8 protein-coding genes are annotated in these 16,689 nt (G+C 43.4%); all 8 read right to left on the bottom strand.

Annotated elements, in window-relative coordinates:
* Position 1: 1 nt before the first annotated feature.
* The 8 genes from KEM09_RS02675 to KEM09_RS02640 all read right to left on the bottom strand — a co-directional run bounded on the left by KEM09_RS02675 (position 2) and on the right by KEM09_RS02640 (position 16,659).
* Positions 2-1,909 carry a family 43 glycosylhydrolase gene (locus KEM09_RS02675; protein ID WP_212225122.1) on the bottom strand — a complete coding sequence of 636 codons (1,908 nt, stop codon included), beginning with the start codon at positions 1,907-1,909 and terminating at the stop codon, positions 2-4.
* Positions 1,910-1,965: 56 nt separating this feature from the next.
* On the bottom strand, positions 1,966-3,552 hold the full coding sequence (locus tag KEM09_RS02670; RefSeq protein ID WP_212225114.1) for a sulfatase family protein: 1,587 nt from the start codon (positions 3,550-3,552) through the stop codon (positions 1,966-1,968).
* 10 nt (positions 3,553-3,562) lie between these two features.
* Positions 3,563-4,975: a sulfatase family protein gene (locus tag KEM09_RS02665; protein ID WP_212225112.1), complete on the bottom strand. Its 1,413-nt coding sequence runs from the start codon at positions 4,973-4,975 to the stop codon at positions 3,563-3,565.
* Positions 4,976-5,158: 183 nt separating this feature from the next.
* Complete coding sequence (locus KEM09_RS02660; RefSeq protein ID WP_212225110.1) at positions 5,159-8,047, bottom strand: helix-turn-helix and ligand-binding sensor domain-containing protein; 2,889 nt, start codon at positions 8,045-8,047, stop codon at positions 5,159-5,161.
* A 57-nt stretch (positions 8,048-8,104) separates the two neighbouring features.
* Positions 8,105-10,966: a LuxR C-terminal-related transcriptional regulator gene (locus KEM09_RS02655; RefSeq protein WP_212225109.1), complete on the bottom strand. Its 2,862-nt coding sequence runs from the start codon at positions 10,964-10,966 to the stop codon at positions 8,105-8,107.
* A gap of 66 nt (positions 10,967-11,032) precedes the next feature.
* Entirely contained in the window at positions 11,033-12,817 is a 1,785-nt protein-coding gene (locus KEM09_RS02650; RefSeq protein ID WP_212225107.1) for a sulfatase-like hydrolase/transferase, read from the bottom strand.
* A gap of 20 nt (positions 12,818-12,837) precedes the next feature.
* Positions 12,838-14,391: a sulfatase family protein gene (locus tag KEM09_RS02645; RefSeq protein WP_212225105.1), complete on the bottom strand. Its 1,554-nt coding sequence runs from the start codon at positions 14,389-14,391 to the stop codon at positions 12,838-12,840.
* A gap of 24 nt (positions 14,392-14,415) precedes the next feature.
* On the bottom strand, positions 14,416-16,659 hold the full coding sequence (locus KEM09_RS02640; RefSeq protein WP_212225103.1) for a glycoside hydrolase family 3 N-terminal domain-containing protein: 2,244 nt from the start codon (positions 16,657-16,659) through the stop codon (positions 14,416-14,418).
* Positions 16,660-16,689 lie beyond the last annotated feature (30 nt).

Genomic DNA, 16,689 nt, shown 5'->3' with positions numbered 1-16,689 from the left:
ATTATTTACATTTATGAATTTGGGATAACTCTGAAACACCCACCTCATTAAAGGCTTCAATGGCAAAGTAATACTCCTGCTTGCTATTCAGTGCCCTTACCTCACGTTCACAACCTACATCGGCCCACACCTGGTAGCACGAGTACAACTTATCGGGTGCGATACCCCACAGGATGTTATAGCCAACGGCTCCATCAACCGCTTGCCAGCTGATAAAGGCATTACGATCATCTGTATCGCGCTTAGCTATCACTGACTGAGGCCGAGTAGGTAATTGGCCTCGCCCCTTCCCGAATATCCTGATGTCTGACAGAGCCAGGTTTTGAGTTGGCGTATGAATATTTTCAAATTTGATGTAGCGCACCTCAACACTTTCGGGCAGCTCAATGTATGGGTTAGAGCGATTAACCGTTTCGGCACTTTTATCGGCAATCAGACTCCACTTTTTGCCATTTAACGAGGCATACACCTTATAGCGATTATACACCTTCTTCAAATGACTCTCCAAATCGCCTCTCACGGGATAAGGTGCATATAAGGAAGTATCGTGCTGCAAATAATCGCTGTAGTTCAACTGAATGGCATTTACCTGGCAAGCATCACCTAAATCGATGATGGCATACTCACCTTTATGATTATTCTTAGCCACCCAATAGGTTCTGGGATTTTCGTCAGTCAGATGCTGTCCGCCTAATGCATCATCCTTCTGCGATGAAACCTTTACATCTTTTTTATAAGATAAAAGCATCCATCCTGCAAACAGGTCATTAGTATTGGTCCATTTCTCATTGGCCTTCAACTGGGGGAAATCGGCAAAGCGACTGTTGGCATACATCAGGCCGTCCTGATCAAAACTGGCCGGCAGCATGCTAATGCGGCGCTCAAATACCCAATTGACGCCAATCCAGCTGGTACCTGTATTCCAATAGTTGCCATACTTATCCTGAAACAAGTTACCATGCCCGGCCCCATTGAGAAAACCTCCCGGCTTGTAGGCCACCGGGTTATTGGGTGCATACTCCCATGGCCCGAGAGGAGAATCAGAAGTGTACACGCCATTGCCATACATATTTTCACTGGTACCTGGTCCGGCATAAGTCAGGTAATACTTCCCGTTGTACTTATCCACCTCCGGTCCTTCGATGTAAGGGTGCATGTTGGAGCGATGGTCGCGACCAAAGCGCTCCCAGCCATGCAGCTCAGGATAGAGGTAGACCATTGCCCTTTTTCTACTATCCAAATCAAAATGTGTAGATGTTTTTGTATTGATAAGCTTTGTGCCGTATAAGGGATACAAGTTGGATGAGCCCCAGTAAATGTACCACTGTGACTGTTCATCGTCATAAAACAAACCCGGATCCCAGATATTACCATCAGCAGATGTTGGAAACGTAAGGCTTTCTTCATAAACAGCCCATTCGCCTTTAGCAGGATTAACACTGTAGAACACTGGTGCTTTACCTTTACGGCTTGAGGCCATCAGAAACAAGGTGTCGTTATGCGAAATGGCAGCCGGTGCAATCATATCCTTGAAATACAGCTCCTCGCCTTTCCAGTTTTCAATACTACTGGTTGGACTGTGCTCTTTAAAATAGCTTATCGGCCAATCACCCTTAGGTATGATACGTGTCCAGCTGACCAAATCATCGGACCGCCAGTAGCCACGCGCTGAAGTTGAAAACAAGTAATACCCTTCATGCTTACCATCGATATGGTGATTGATAAAAACCGGGTCGGCACTTCCCCGGGCGATAATGGGTGGATGCTCCTTAAAATTTGAGCGATTATGCGGAATGAACTCACCGTACTGGTAATCCACATCAACGGGATTACACCATGTCGTTTGCCCTTTCGCCACGGTTTGTAGCAGGCCAATGGCACACATCACCAATAATAGTGCTCGAAACATGCTTAGCTGATAAAAGGCAGCCCGCACCAGCCGATGCAGGCCCCCTGATTAAACAATTATTTCATATGTCTCAATCGCTTAAGCGACTTTTGAAGGTACTCATCAGTTAATTCATCAGAATCCTGATATTTAACTCTTAGTTCTTCCAGACGTTTGTGCAAATCGGCCTGAACATCGGCATACTCTGCCTGCCCATAGATGTTATTCATCTCATGTGGATCTTCCTGCAGGTCATACATCTCCCACTCATCCACATCGTGATAGAAATGAATTAGTTTATAGCGCTCGGTGGCAATACCGTAATGACGTTTCACCATGTGCCAGCTTGGGTATTCATAGTAGTGATAGTAGTGCACCTTGCGCCAGTCGGCAGGTGTTTCTCCTTTTAACAATGGCACAAAACTACGGCCTTGCATATCCGTTGTATTCTCTACTCCGGCAATTTCCATGAATGTTTGTGCAAAATCGAGGTTAGAAACGATATCACCGTTAACACTACCCGGCTTAACAACATGTGGCCATTTGACCAATAGTGGTGTGCGTAACGACTCTTCGTACATAAAGCGCTTATCGAACCAACCGTGCTCACCCAAGTAAAAACCCTGATCGGAAGAGTAAACAACGATGGTGTTGTCTTCCAGACCGGCTTCCTTTAAATAATCCAATACACGGCCCACATTTTTATCCACACCGGCAATGCAAGCCAGGTAATCCTGCATGTAGCGCTGGTACTTGAATCGCACTAAATCTTCTCCTTCAAGCTTGGCATTGTTATAGTATTCGATGATTGGATCATACACTTCATCCCAGGCTTTTTCCTGGTCTTCATTCAAGCGGGCTGTGGTACCCAGCTTTTCTGCATTGAACATTTTCAGGTCGCGATCCATGCGCATAGTCACCTCAATTGACATATCCTGCTCTTTAGCTGCACGCCCTCGGTTTTCGTAGGTATCAAACAAGGTTGGCGGCTCTGGAAACGTTACGTCCTTGTAAAGAGATAATTCATTGGGTCCAGGTTCCCACTCACGATGCGGCGCCTTGTGTTGTAACATCAGCAAGAATGGTTTTTCTTCAGACTGTGCCTGCTTCATGTAATTAATGGCTTTATCGGTAATGATTTCAGTCACATAACCGGTTTCGGTGTGCTTACCTTCGGCCGTTTGAAATTCAGGATTGTAATAAAACCCTTGCCCCGGTAATACCTCCCAGTAATCGAAACCAGTTGGTTCAGAGCCCAAATGCCATTTACCAACAATCCCCGTTTTATAACCAACCTGTTGCAACAGTTTTGGGAAAGTGACTTGTGAACCGTCAAATCTGGTTCCGCCTTCGTTGGATACAAAACCATTGAGGTGACCATACTTACCACTCAAAATAGCGGCACGCGATGGACCACAAATAGAGTTGGTGACCAGGCAGCGGTTGAATAGCATACCATCGGCCGCAATGCGATCGATATTTGGTGTAGGTGCATAATCCTTAAGCATCCCTCCATAGGCACTAATGGCCTGGTAAGCATGGTCATCGCTAAAGATAAACACGATATTGGGCTTGGTAGCTTTTGTTTCTTGTTTTTGCGCAGGCTGACAGGCAACCATCAGAACGATTGCAATCAGTAGCATCAATGGACTTTTTCTCTTCATAACTATTTAATTATTTACGTATGCGGTTTTTAGGAGCGCCCCACCACTTTGAGTCTGGTAGCTGGCTATCCCACTCATCAAAAATTCGTTGCAGTTCTTTGGCCAGTTCAGGAAACTGAGCAGCCAGATTATGTTGTTCCCTAGGATCATCGGCCAGATTAAATAGCTCAGCAGCATCGGTATCTTTCATCCCTCTGTCGTTCCAGCAAAGTTTCCAGTCGCCTTTTCGTATGGCATAATCATCGTCCCTTCGCCAGTATAAAATATCGTGTGGCATGCCATCTTCTTTACCCGTAAGAAAAGGTAACAGGTTAACGCCATCGAAATCATTATCCGTTCCAAGATCCAAATGACTCGCTATAGTTGGTAATATATCCAGGTTAATAACCGGCTTATTGTAAGTACCGGGTTGTAATATACCGGGCCATTTTATCAGAAAGGGCACCCTTATACCTCCTTCATAGGTATCACCTTTCCAACCTCGTAGTCCTCCGGTTGACGACATGTAATCGCCGGGCGTACTGCCTTTGGCCTGTCCCTTGGGCGACCCATTATCGCTAATGAATACAACGACAGTATTTTCAGCAATCCCCTGCTCTTCGAGTGCTTTCATTATTTCACCCACACCATCGTCAAGAGCCAGCACCATAGCTGCAAACTTACGTCGGTTAGGCAACTCAATGTCTTGCAGGCGCTCAATATATTTATCAGGCACTTCCCATGGATGATGTACTGCATTGTAAGCCAAGTAAAGAAAGAAAGGCTCCTCTCCGACTTTTTCAATAAACTGAACTGCCTTATCGGTAAATACCTCAGTAAGATATCCATCAAACGTTACGGGTGTATTATCATCAAACAAAGGCCATATGCCTTTCTTGTCACCCATTTCAAGAGCCGATTTGTAGTAGGAATGTGAGCCGTTAAGAAATCCATAGTAGTAGTCAAAGCCTTTTTGGTTGGGGCGCTTCGACTCTGCCACGCCCAAATGCCATTTGCCTACCATGGCTGTTGTGTAGCCTTTTTCTTTAAGTAATTCAGAGGCCAGCACCTGGTCATCGGGAATACCCGAACCCTGCGAAATTGGTGAGTGCGGCCAGCCCGAAGCACTGCAATTCTCACCCAATCCGAAGCGTTGCTGATATTGTCCGGTCAGCAGTCCGGCACGCGAAGGTGCACAAACGGACGCAGAGACATACCCCTGGTTAAATATGACCGACTGACCCGCGAGTTTGTCAATATTAGGCGTTGAAATATTTTCAGAACCATTGTAGCCCACATCACCAAAGCCCATATCGTCGGCATAGATAATTATAACATTAGGTGTTTTAGAGGCTTGCTCCGGCGCTGCTGCATACAGCATTAAAAAACCTTGACTAACCAGTAGAAGCAGAAGAAGCTGCAATAATTTCAATTGTTTTGACATGTTGTTTCAATTTATCAACCAAAACGAAAATATCAACAACTACAAGCCACTTCAATTAATTGACCTTAACATCAATTTCAACAGCTGAAAAAACAATTTATTTTACCTATACAGATGCCTACTCACATTAACATCAAACACCATAATTCACTAATAGAATGATCAATAAACCATTTACGTATTTTAAAATGAGATCATAAACTCAGTCAGGTTCTCATTTGGATCCAGGTGCAGTTTTCGGCGAATTTTATACCTATGAACTTCCACACTTCGTGGCGAAACATTCATAAGTGGCGCAATCTCCTTTGTTGAAAGGTTCATTTTCAGATAGGCACATAAGCGCAAATCTTTTGGAGTTAGATCATCGTAGGAACTTTTGAGCCGCTTAAAAAAGTCCTCGTGCGCCTTATCAAAGTGCATGCGAAACACATTCCAGTCATCTTCATCTTCAATGCTGTGGTCAATCATGCGCAAAATTCGGTTCATGTACTTCTCGGGATAACTAACCTTTAAGTGCTCCCTTTGTTTAAGTATTTCCTGCTTCACCTCGTTTAATACTTCCTTGCGTTTAATGGTAGCAATGGTGCGGTTAGCCAGCTCGGTACTCTGGTGCTGTATTTCTTTTTGAAGCAACTCATTCTTCAGGCGAATCATTTTTTCTTCGTTGCGCAACTGTTCTTCTTTGTGCTGCTCATTCCATGCTTGCTTCTCGTCCTCTATCAACTTATTATGGTAGCGCTTTAAAAACCTATTAATGAGTATTGAGATGCCCACCAATATTATAAGAGCCAGAATAGACACACAGATAATAAACCAGGTTTTGGCGAAGTAGGGCTCTTCAATTTCAAATGTATATTGCACAGGATGCAATTGTTGTCCGAACTCCCCTTCTCCTTTTACCATGAGTGTATATTTGCCCCATGGCAGCTTCGTGAAATTAATTTTATTTTGAGGATTCCCTTTTATCCAATTCTTATGATAGCCGTCTAATTTATACCAATAGCTTGATTTGTGATTGACCGAGCCCACCGACATATATTCAAATATCATTCGACTATTGGCATATGGCACTAGTGCAACAGTATCATGCCTATCCAGTGATAATTTGTGCATGTTATCATTCAGGCGATAGGCTGCATTTTTAATATAAATGGTATCAGCCAGAGTTTGTTCCTGCTCAAAAGCTGAGTTATAAATAAGAGCCAGTCCGTTTTCAAGGCCAAAAGCCGTGGTAGTATCATTTAAAGCTACTATTACCGGGTATTTCTCATCAAGCGAGTTATGCGGATCGTTAAAAGCAAACTCAAATTCCTTTTTTACAATGCCGCTATTAATATTGAAAAGTGCCACTTTGGGAGGTAATGCAAACCAGTAGGATTGAAATCCTCCTTGCCTGACTGCGTTGGCAAAAGCATACTCACCAAGCTGCGCTTCTATGCGCTTATAGCGTACAACGGTATCGCGCAGTTCATCATAGGTGAACAGTCCATCCCTGGTTGTAAAAATGATTCGGCCATCCAGCTTTGACACCTTGCTGCCAGCATTCTGTGGTAAACCCTTTTCGAGTCCATATCGCTCTTTTTTTAGTGGTTCATCTATATTAGGGACACTAACTTTAAACACCTCGTTGCGCCTGGTATGCGAAACCCAAATATTATTGTGATGATCAATTGACATACTGCGCGTTGGCTCAAAGAATCCTTTTAGAATACTCTTCAAGGTAAAACCATTTTTTTGCTGGCCAAACAGAGCCAGTGAGGTATAAGAATTCTGCAGGAGATAGTCTTTTCCTTCAAGGCTAATTGATACAAAGTTTTGACCGCCACCGATATCAGCAATTTGTTCCACAGCATCACCTTTGATTTGAAAAGTACCCAGATTATGCCCACACAGCAATACATCCCCTTGATTATGAAGCGTCCAAACCTGCCCCTTCAACTCTTCAATAACTTTAAAATCAGCTGAATTTAACTCACTTAATGAAACACCATTAATGGGATGATAATAAACACCCTGGTTGGTGCCAACAAAGAGTTTATTTTGATAGATGGCAGCTGCATGCACCACGCCCCAGTTGGCTGCTTCATTAGTAATATAATAAACCGGACGATTAAACTCTACGCACGCAACACCCTTATTCAAAGCCACCCACAAACGTTGTTGTCTATCGCACTTTAGGTGGTGTATTGTATTACTTTCAAGTCCATTGCTCACATTGAGGAGATCAACTACCTGTCCTTGTTTGTTAATTTTAAATATGCCCTTATCCAGAGTGCCGATGTAATAAAAGTTCCCATCAAACGCGCCGGCATTGATATTATAATTCTTTATTTGTTGCTGAGCTTCACATTCCCATTCCGTTACCTGGTTTTTACCATCCCAAATGTAAAGTCCTTTTTTGGCCGATCCTAACAAGAACTGTTCATTTCCAAAAGGAAGAAATACTCTTGTGTAAGCACGATTCAGCACGTCGCTTCCTTCAACTTCGGCAAACTCGTTGTTGCTAAATTCGATAATACTTCCGCGTGTTTTTTGAGTCACAATCCTATTGCGAACATTGTTCAAAAAGATGATACCACTTCCAATCTCACGAACCGTAACGGTATCGTTTTTATAGATATACAGCGTATTGAATGCCTGAAAAATAACCTCATCATTTTGTGTATGAACAATCTTCCAAATCATATCATTATGCAGAACATCCCGTGCCAGTGTATCTGATAAAGAGGTATATTTCAGATTACCCCAGGCATTGGCCTCCCAGTAACCAAACTCCTCAAAAGAGCCGGTGTAAATACGCGCACCACTAACTAAAACTGAACGAACACTACCCTGACCAGGTGTTTTATACAACTCCCAGGCATTGCCATCGAATTGCAGCAGCCCGGCTTCGTTACCGACATAAACAATTCCTCTTTCATCGAAATCAACAGACCAGTTTTTACTAAACCCGCCATATGTATCTTTCAGTATATTATTAATCTTATTGCCTGCTTGAAGGGCACTATAATTAATACTAAGAAGACTGCCTATAATCGCAACTGACCGAAAGAATTGTTTACAAATCATCATATTATTCCCGCAAAAAAGCAATATACAAAAACAAGAGCTAGAAATACCTCATACTACCTAAAAGCTAATCATAAACTCTGCCAAATTACTTTCTGCCGGCAAATTCAGTTTCTTTCTTAGTCGATAACGATGTACTTCAACACTCCTTTCTGAGATATCCAGGAACGGAGCAATTTCTTTACTCGATAAGTTCATCTTCAGGTAAGCACATAAGCGCAAATCTCGCGGGGTTAATTGAGGGTACAATTGTTTCAGTCGGGTAATAAAGTTATTATTGGCTTTGTCAAAATGCTGCTCAAACATAGCCCAGTCGTCTTCATTATGCATGTTTGACTCTATCAAATCAACCAGCTTCTTATAATACTTATCCGGATATCGTATCCCAAGCTTCTCTTTCTGTGCCGTTAGTTCTTTTTTAATAGTGGCAAGCACTTCTTTGTTACGAATAGCATTTAATGCGCCGGTGGCTATGTAGGTATTCTGTTGTATAACTTCATCTTCTAATTGAGTTTTTAATTGCTTTAACTCATCCACTTCGGTTGCATCAACTGTATTTATTTCCTGTCTGGCAGGGATCAGATATTTGTTAAGATTTCGTTTAAAGCGCAGCAGAAGGAGTAAAAGCAGACTTAAAGCAATCAGGCACCATATAATAATAACGCCTGTTTTGAGATACCAGGGCTTTAGTACCACTATGTTAATAAGTTTCTCTTCTGTTGCTTTACCCCATTGATCATAGGCGAGTATACGAATATAGCTCATGTTTTGGGGCAAACGGCCTAAATTAAACTCTGGCTCACCACCCTGGTAAGAAATACTGTCTGCGCCGGTAATAACATCCAGATGATATTCCATTTGTCTTCCGGGTGAAGCAAGCGTAGCCACACTCACCTTAAAATCCTGATTCGCATTTGGAAGAGTGATGGTGTTGCTCGAAGGATTCACTAACGATACTTCCTTACCTCCTGCTTGATATGACAATCGTACATTTGCACCATACACGTTTTGCTCACTATTCTGCAAAAGGTCATTGTGATAGTAAATACCCAACCCATTTTCCATACAAATAAATGATGCCAGGGAGTCAATGGTGATGATATTCTCGAAATTTTCAACCAATCCAAGGTGCGGCTCAACAAATTTATACTGCAATACTTTGGATATACTACCATCTTTTGTGCGGAACAATGCCAGGCTATTATTATTAATCAACCAGTAAGCGTCCTGATTTTGTTTAATAATTTTGTGCGCGCTCTTAAATGCACCTAAGCGCTGGTTCAATTCCTGGTAATAAACAATTGAGTCTTTTAGCCCATCATAGGTGTATACACCCTCCGAACTGGTGATAATGATTCGCTTATTAAACTCATACACCTCACTTTGCATGTCCTTTGGTAATCCATGCCTGGCTGTGTATACGTTATAGCTATAGGCATCTCTTAGGTTATGTTGCAAACGTATATTATAAAGCTCACTCTTTCGATCGTGTTGCAACCATATTTGGTTTTTATGATCGACCGCCAGCGACATAGTCGGTTCTGAAAAACCTTCTACGGTACTTTTGAATTGCCACCGCCCATCAGGGCCTTTCTCAAGCACCACAAGATCTGAATAAGTATTCTGCAGCAAGTATTCTTTTCCTTTGACTTTAATCTTTTGAAAACTTCTTCCCCCTGCATAAGCCGTTATCTTGTGCACCTCATTATTATCAATAAGAAAAGTTCCTTTGTTATGACTGCAAAGCAGCTGATCATCCATCACCTGAACCACCCAGGCTAATCCCTGCAGTTCTGCTAACTGCTTAAATCCATCAAAAGACAAGAGCTGTTCTCCGGGCATAAATGACTTGTACCAAACACCTTTATTTGTAGCCAGATACAGTCTTTCCTGATGATAGGCTACAGAATGAACAGCCCCTATACGCTTTTCAGAATCAACCAGCAGTTTAAGCGGTGCATCTAATTCGAGATAACCAATTCCCACACTCATGGTAAACCATAGCCTGTTATGAGCATCAAACTTCAGGGATAGAATGGTATTATCCTGCAGATAGTTGTGGGTATTTACTTTGTATACTATTTCCCCCTCGGAATTTATTATCAAAAGTCCCGAGTGAATGGTGCCAACATAATAATATCCATCATGGAAAACGGCACAATTAATATCTTCGTTGACGAGCTGCTCATTGGCAGGTACCTGCCAGCTTTGCAGTGCATCGCCATTCCACACAAACACACCTTTACTTTTGGTCAGCAGTAAAGCAGCTCCATCTTTATAGGGTACAACCGCTTTTAAACGTCTCTGCCTGAGTAAATCTGACTGTAACACTTTTTGATAGCCGTAGGGTGTAAGCTCAAGTAATTCGCCTCTTCTGGTATTACCCCATAGTCGCTTATCGTGCTTCTCAAGCAAAGTTGGTGGATTATTCACCTCGACTTTTTGCACCTGTTCGCCGTCAAACTTAAGCGTCATACTGAAGCCCTGGAAGACGATGTTGTGCTCTGTATCTTCGTAAATGCGCCAGATTTCCTGGTTATGAAAAGTGACATTCAGCAGTTTATTATTGATGGAGGTGTAATACAACTGACCCTGAGCATTACGTTGCCAAAATCCAATCTCTTCGGAAGAACCGGTGTATATTAAACCATCGGAAGCTACACATATGGACCGCACTCTTGAATGAGCAGGTAATTCATTGAGTGTCCACTGTACGCCGTCGAAACTTAACAAGCCCTGATCATTTCCTATGTAAACATATCCATCATTGCCATGATCAATACACCAGTTGCGATTACTGGCTTGATACTGATGCTTATAGAATGTGGTGACCTGTGGCAAAGAAAAATCAATGGCACATAAGGCACTTGTAAAACCGTTTAATACCAATAAACATGTTACTAAAATTGCCTTATATACCATCGTAATTCCTGTTTTTGTTAACGAATAAAATTAACAATTCATATGAAGAATCATATACGCATTAGCTTATTTCTTATGGACGGAACTAAAGCTAATGTCATCCAGATAAACGGGCTGTCTATTCATTCCACTGGTTGATTGAAAGATAAAAGCTATCTGCCCGACAGCTCCCTTAAAAGCCTGGCAATCGAATTCCAGCTTTTGCCAGCCTTCATCTGCTTTTGCTTCATTTACTGGCTTAAACCTCACTGCTTGGCCTTTATTCCCTTTTATCTCAACAAGCACTTCGCATGGTTCTTCTATTTTAACATTTAAATTCAGGTAACGCTGCCGGCGCTGAAAAGCAGATGTTTTCATAATGACAGCCATTTTCTGATTGCCCGCCTTTGCTTCTGGCTGAAGCATAAGACAGTTATCTGAACCATTTACAGCATCCTTCTGTGGATTGCTTGCAAAAATAGGCTGTCCCATATTCTTCCATGGCAAAAATTGCTCAGCATTAATACTTTCAAAATCCTCATGTGGATGACGAACATATTTACCAACCGCAGGGCTCCAACCCCATTGTTTTGGTCCGGCTGCATCTGACCATTTAGTGTACTGCTCCTGAAGCTCTTTTACCACTTCTGGATGCTTTTCATATAAGTCTGTGGATTCTGTTTTATCATTGGCTATATTGAATAACATCGGGCGGCCTTTCACCTCGTTTTTAACCAGCTTCCACTCGCTGTTTCTAATGGCCCATCGATGGTTGATACGCCAGTACATTAAATCATGTACACTCCCTCCTTTTTCAGTGTTGATGTAAGGCAATAAATCATGCCCAGCCATAGCTTTGTCTTTCTTCAGTGACACGGCATTGAGGATGGTTGGTAAAAAATCCAGTGTACTCACTGCCTCATCAAACACCTTGTTTCCTTCTATCTGAGCTGGCCACGACATACAAAACGGTAAACGAATGCCTCCTTCAAACAAGGTGCCTTTTTCTCCGCGGTATGGCATGTTATACGAGTAATTACCCTTTATTTTACCACCATTATCACTCACAAAAAAGATGAGCGTGTTTTCACGCTTACCAGATTTTTCCAATGCATCCAATACTTTTCCCACATTGGCATCCATAGCATACTGCATGGCACATAGAGTCCGCCGTTTGGAATGATTGATATTTTTAAATGGTTCCTGATAATGTGCCGGGGGCTCCTGCAGCGGCCCGTGAACCGCATTAAAAGCCAGGTATAAAAAGAATGGCTCCTGGCCCTCCTGACTAACAAACTGAGCAGCCTCTTGTCCAAAAGCATCTGTAATATAACGCTTTTCAGAACTCACCGGCTTGGTATTCCTGAATAAGGTTCTACTTTCATTATCACCGGGGTAATAACTTGCGGCACCGCCCAGGAAACCATAAAAATAATCGAATCCGCGGTTGGTAGGAAAGTAGGCATCGGCCTCATGACCAACATGCCATTTACCAATACAAGCCGTTCGATAACCTTCCGGTTTCAGGTATTCGGGAATAATCTTTATCTCTGGCGGAATACCCGCCAATACATTAGGTGCAGCTCTGAACGGGCCAGGGTTATCATCAAAACCAAAGGTTTGCTGATATCGCCCGGTGAGCAGTCCGGCCCTGGATGGTCCACAAACAGGTGCAGTCACATAGCCACTTGTGAAGTAAACCCCACTTTTGGCCAATGCATCAATGGCAGGTGTTGGTATCTCGTTACTATGCTGATGATAGCCAACGTCGGCATTGCCTAAATCATCGGCTACTATGATAATAATATTAGGTTGCTGAGCCCAAAGCACGGGGCTCAGCAATAATAAAGCAAATACTAGTAAGTTTCGCATTACAAATGGCATTATCGTTTTTAAATCGTTTCCTTGTATTGTTCCTGCAACTCATTCAGTCGTTTTTTCAGGTTACGGGTAATTTCCTCATAACCTGGCTGCCCATACAAATTATTCATTTCTGATGGATCTTGCTGCAGATCATACAATTCCCATTCATCCATTTTATGGTAGAAATGAATGAGTTTATAGCGTTCGGTGCGCACACCATAATGTCGGCTCACTGAATGAAATCCGGGAAATTCATAAAAATGATAATACAAGGCATCACGCCATTTATCCACTTTCTTATTCAGCAGTAAGGGTTTGAATGAGAGTCCCTGCATATCATCAGGTTGTTCCAATCCACAGAAATCGAGAATGGTTTGTGCAAAATCCAGATTTTGAACCATCTGATTGATTTGTGTGCCGGGCTTGACAGCTCCGGGATATTGAATCAAGAGTGGCGTGCGGAAAGACTCCTCATACATAAAGCGCTTATCGAAAAAGCCATGCTCACCCAGGTAGAAACCCTGATCGGAGGTGTAAATAACGATGGTGTTTTCATCCAGACCGCTTTTCTTAAGATAATCTAATAGACGCCCCACATTTTCATCTACAGCAGCAATTGTCGCCATATAATCCTGTAAGTAACGCTGATACTTCCAAAGAGCCAGTTCTTGGCCGTTGAGATCCATCTTGTGAAAAGCCTCGTTAATCGGACGATAAGCTTCCCAAAATCTCTCCTTCTGTTCATCGGTAGCGCGATTAAACAGGTGAGGCCATGGGTCGTAGCGGAAACTATCAACACCGGCAGCCACAGTCATTTTCAGATCGTGACCTTCGTACATATCACGATAGATATTCATCTTCTGCTTATCTGCAGCCACACGACCGTCATAGTTGTCAAAATAAGTATCGGGTACCGGAAAACTCACCGAATCATACCTATTGTAATGACGCTCGGCCGGCCACCAGTTGCGGTGCGGCGCTTTGTTCTGCACCATCAGCATAAAGGGCTTGTCCATATCACGTCCTTTCTGTAGCCAATCCAATGACTTATCCATAATGAGGTCGGTAGCATAGCCGTGGTTCATAACCGTGTCTTTCCCGGTAATGAAATCAGGGTTGTAGTACTCGCCCTGGTCATTGAGCACCTCCCAGTAATCAAAGCCCTGGGTTGGCACGCCTTTCAGGTGCCACTTACCAACTATCGCCGTTTCGTAGCCAGCGGCCTGCAGGTACTTTGGCAGCGTTGGCTGGTTTTGATCAAACTTATCGCGATTGCGGGTAAAACCGTTGATATGACTGAATTTACCCGTCAGAATGGTGGCGCGGCTAGGGCCACACAATGAGTTGGTACAATAGGCCTTATTAAAAATTGCCCCATTCTCGGCAATACGGTCGATATTAGGTGTTGGTGCTACTTTGGAAATACCATGTCCATAGGCGCTGATGGCTTGTATGGCATGATCATCTGATGTAATCAGAATGATATTCGGATGTTTTTTGGTGGGTTTGGTTGCCGAGCACGACAATGAAACCGCCACAAAAACAGCCAGTATAATTTGGGTTATTCGCATATTTATTTTCATCTCTTCTGGTTCTTGGTCTGTTACTTATTCCAGGGTAAAATCGATTTGATTATCTGTATCTGAATTGGTTCCCACATAAACAGTGAAGTCACCAGGCTCTGTGCCAAAGCTCATATCCTGCCTGTAAAAGGCCAGCATATCTTCCGTAATGGTGAATGTTATTGTTTTTGTCTCGCCTTTCTTGATGAACACTTTCTCAAAAGCTTTCAACTCTTTCATTGGGCGGGTTACCGAAGCCACTTTATCGCGGATGTATAACTGTACCACCTCGGCACCATCAAAATCACCGGTATTGCTCACCTCTACACTTAAGGTGATATCATCACCTGCACGCATGCTGGACTTATCCAGCTTTAAATTGGAATACTTAAAAGTGGTGTAGCTCAAACCATAGCCAAATGGAAACAGTGGCGTATTAGGTACATCCAGATAGCGCGACTTATAGGTATCTTTTGGCTTCTCAGGATTAAACGGACGACCAGTGTTTTTATAATTATAATAGATAGGAATCTGCCCAACATTACGTGGCATGGTCATCGTTAATTTACCCGATGGCACTTGCTTACCGTAAAGCAAATCAGCCACTGCACGACCGCCTTCCGTTCCCGGATACCAGATGTTCATCACCGCATCTGCCAGCTTCACTTCTTTCTCGATGGTCATTGAGCGCCCGGTCATATAAACCAAAACAACAGGTTTACCCAGTCCGGCAATCTGTTCAATTAACTCCGCCTGAACACCAGGAAAATCAAGGTTGGTGCGACAAGCTGCCTCCCCAGACATGCTCCATTTTTCCCCCATTACCATCACTACTTTATCTGCATTTTTGGCTTGCTGGATAGCCTTGGCAAAACCTGAGCGATTATCAGAGTTTACATCACAGCCTTTGGTAAAACTAACATTGCCTTTGCCGCCATTGGCTATGATGGCATCCAATATGGTTGACTCAATGGCCTGTGGTTTGCCGGCAGCTTTCCAGGAACCTAGCAAATCTCTTTTTGAGTTGGCTAACGGTCCGATTACGGCAATTTTATCGCTTGGCTTCAAAGGCAGAGCAGCCTGCTCATTCTTTAGTAAAACACACGATGCCGCGGCCATTTCATAAGCTAACTGACGGTTTCTATCTGACAGTACTTCAGCCTGCTCAAATTCCTCGTTGCAGTATTTATACGGGTCATCCATGATGCCCAATTCAAATTTCAGACGCAGTACATTTCGAACAGCATTATCTAATTCGGCTTCTGACACATCCCCTTTTTCGATGGCCTGCTTGAGGTATTCCATGTACACACCACCTTCCATGTCCATATCAACACCGGCTTTCATGGCCAATACGCCGGCGTGGTATTCATCCGCAGCCACACCATGAGGAATCAGCTCGTTGATGGCCGTATAGTCGGTCACCACCATGCCATCAAAGCCCCATTCATCTCGTAAAATATCGGTTAGCAAATATTTATTGGCCGATGCCGGTACACCATCTAAATCATTAAATGAAGTCATCACCGTGCGAGCACCTGCGTCAACCGCTGCTTTGTATGGAGGCAGATAGGTTTCGCGAAGCACCCTGTCTGACATATCCACACTGTGGTAGTCGCGCCCGGCCTGAGCAGCTCCATAAGCTGCCATGTGCTTCACGCAAGCCAGCACCGTTTCATTGCTGCTGATATCATCGCCCTGAAAGCCCTTCACCTTTGCTTCTGCAATTCGTTGACCCAAATAAGGATCTTCGCCGGCGCCCTCAGACACACGGCCCCAGCGCGGATCGCGACCGATGTCGCACATAGGCGCAAAAGTCCAGTGCAAGCCCGATGCCGCCGCCTCACGCGCTGCCATACGGGCACTTTGCTCAATGAGTTCTAAATCCCAACTGGCCGATTCGCCCAAAGAAATTGGCGTGAGTGTTTGATGCCCGTGAATGACATCGTAGCCAAACAAAAGCGGGATGCCAAGACGGGTCTCATTGACCGCCATCTCCTGCAACTTGTGTGTGTAGGCCACTGTATGGGCATTAAATATATTACCACAGCGGCCTTCCTTAATGGCCTCTTCTTCACCTTCCCGTAATACCGGGCCTGTTACATCCCATCGACTGGTAAATAAAACTGTCTGACCAATTTTTTCGTCGATCGTCATTAAGCTCAACAGACTATCAACACGCTGTGATATTTTATCATTTTTAGAATGGTATTGGCGCCCTGACTGATTGCAGCCGACGACCAACACCAATAAACTCAATCCAATTAAGATGCTTCTTGCTGTATTCATCTTATCAATTCTTTTTAAAAATTCTCTTTC

The organism is Carboxylicivirga mesophila (genome assembly GCF_018271975.1).
Taxonomy (GTDB): domain Bacteria; phylum Bacteroidota; class Bacteroidia; order Bacteroidales; family Marinilabiliaceae; genus Carboxylicivirga; species Carboxylicivirga mesophila.
The sequence above is the reverse complement of the archived record's forward strand: the minus strand, read 5'-3'. Positions and strand labels throughout refer to the sequence as shown.

What these genes read in the sequence shown, in the direction of transcription:
- KEM09_RS02675 (WP_212225122.1), bottom strand. Translation starts at nt 1,909, where the DNA reads ATGTTTCGAGCACTATTATTGGTGATGTGTGCCATTGGCCTGCTACAA.
- KEM09_RS02670 (WP_212225114.1), bottom strand. Translation starts at nt 3,552, where the DNA reads ATGAAGAGAAAAAGTCCATTGATGCTACTGATTGCAATCGTTCTGATG.
- KEM09_RS02665 (WP_212225112.1), bottom strand. Translation starts at nt 4,975, where the DNA reads ATGTCAAAACAATTGAAATTATTGCAGCTTCTTCTGCTTCTACTGGTT.
- KEM09_RS02660 (WP_212225110.1), bottom strand. Translation starts at nt 8,047, where the DNA reads ATGATGATTTGTAAACAATTCTTTCGGTCAGTTGCGATTATAGGCAGT.
- KEM09_RS02655 (WP_212225109.1), bottom strand. Translation starts at nt 10,966, where the DNA reads ATGGTATATAAGGCAATTTTAGTAACATGTTTATTGGTATTAAACGGT.
- KEM09_RS02650 (WP_212225107.1), bottom strand. Translation starts at nt 12,817, where the DNA reads ATGCGAAACTTACTAGTATTTGCTTTATTATTGCTGAGCCCCGTGCTT.
- KEM09_RS02645 (WP_212225105.1), bottom strand. Translation starts at nt 14,391, where the DNA reads ATGAAAATAAATATGCGAATAACCCAAATTATACTGGCTGTTTTTGTG.
- KEM09_RS02640 (WP_212225103.1), bottom strand. Translation starts at nt 16,659, where the DNA reads ATGAATACAGCAAGAAGCATCTTAATTGGATTGAGTTTATTGGTGTTG.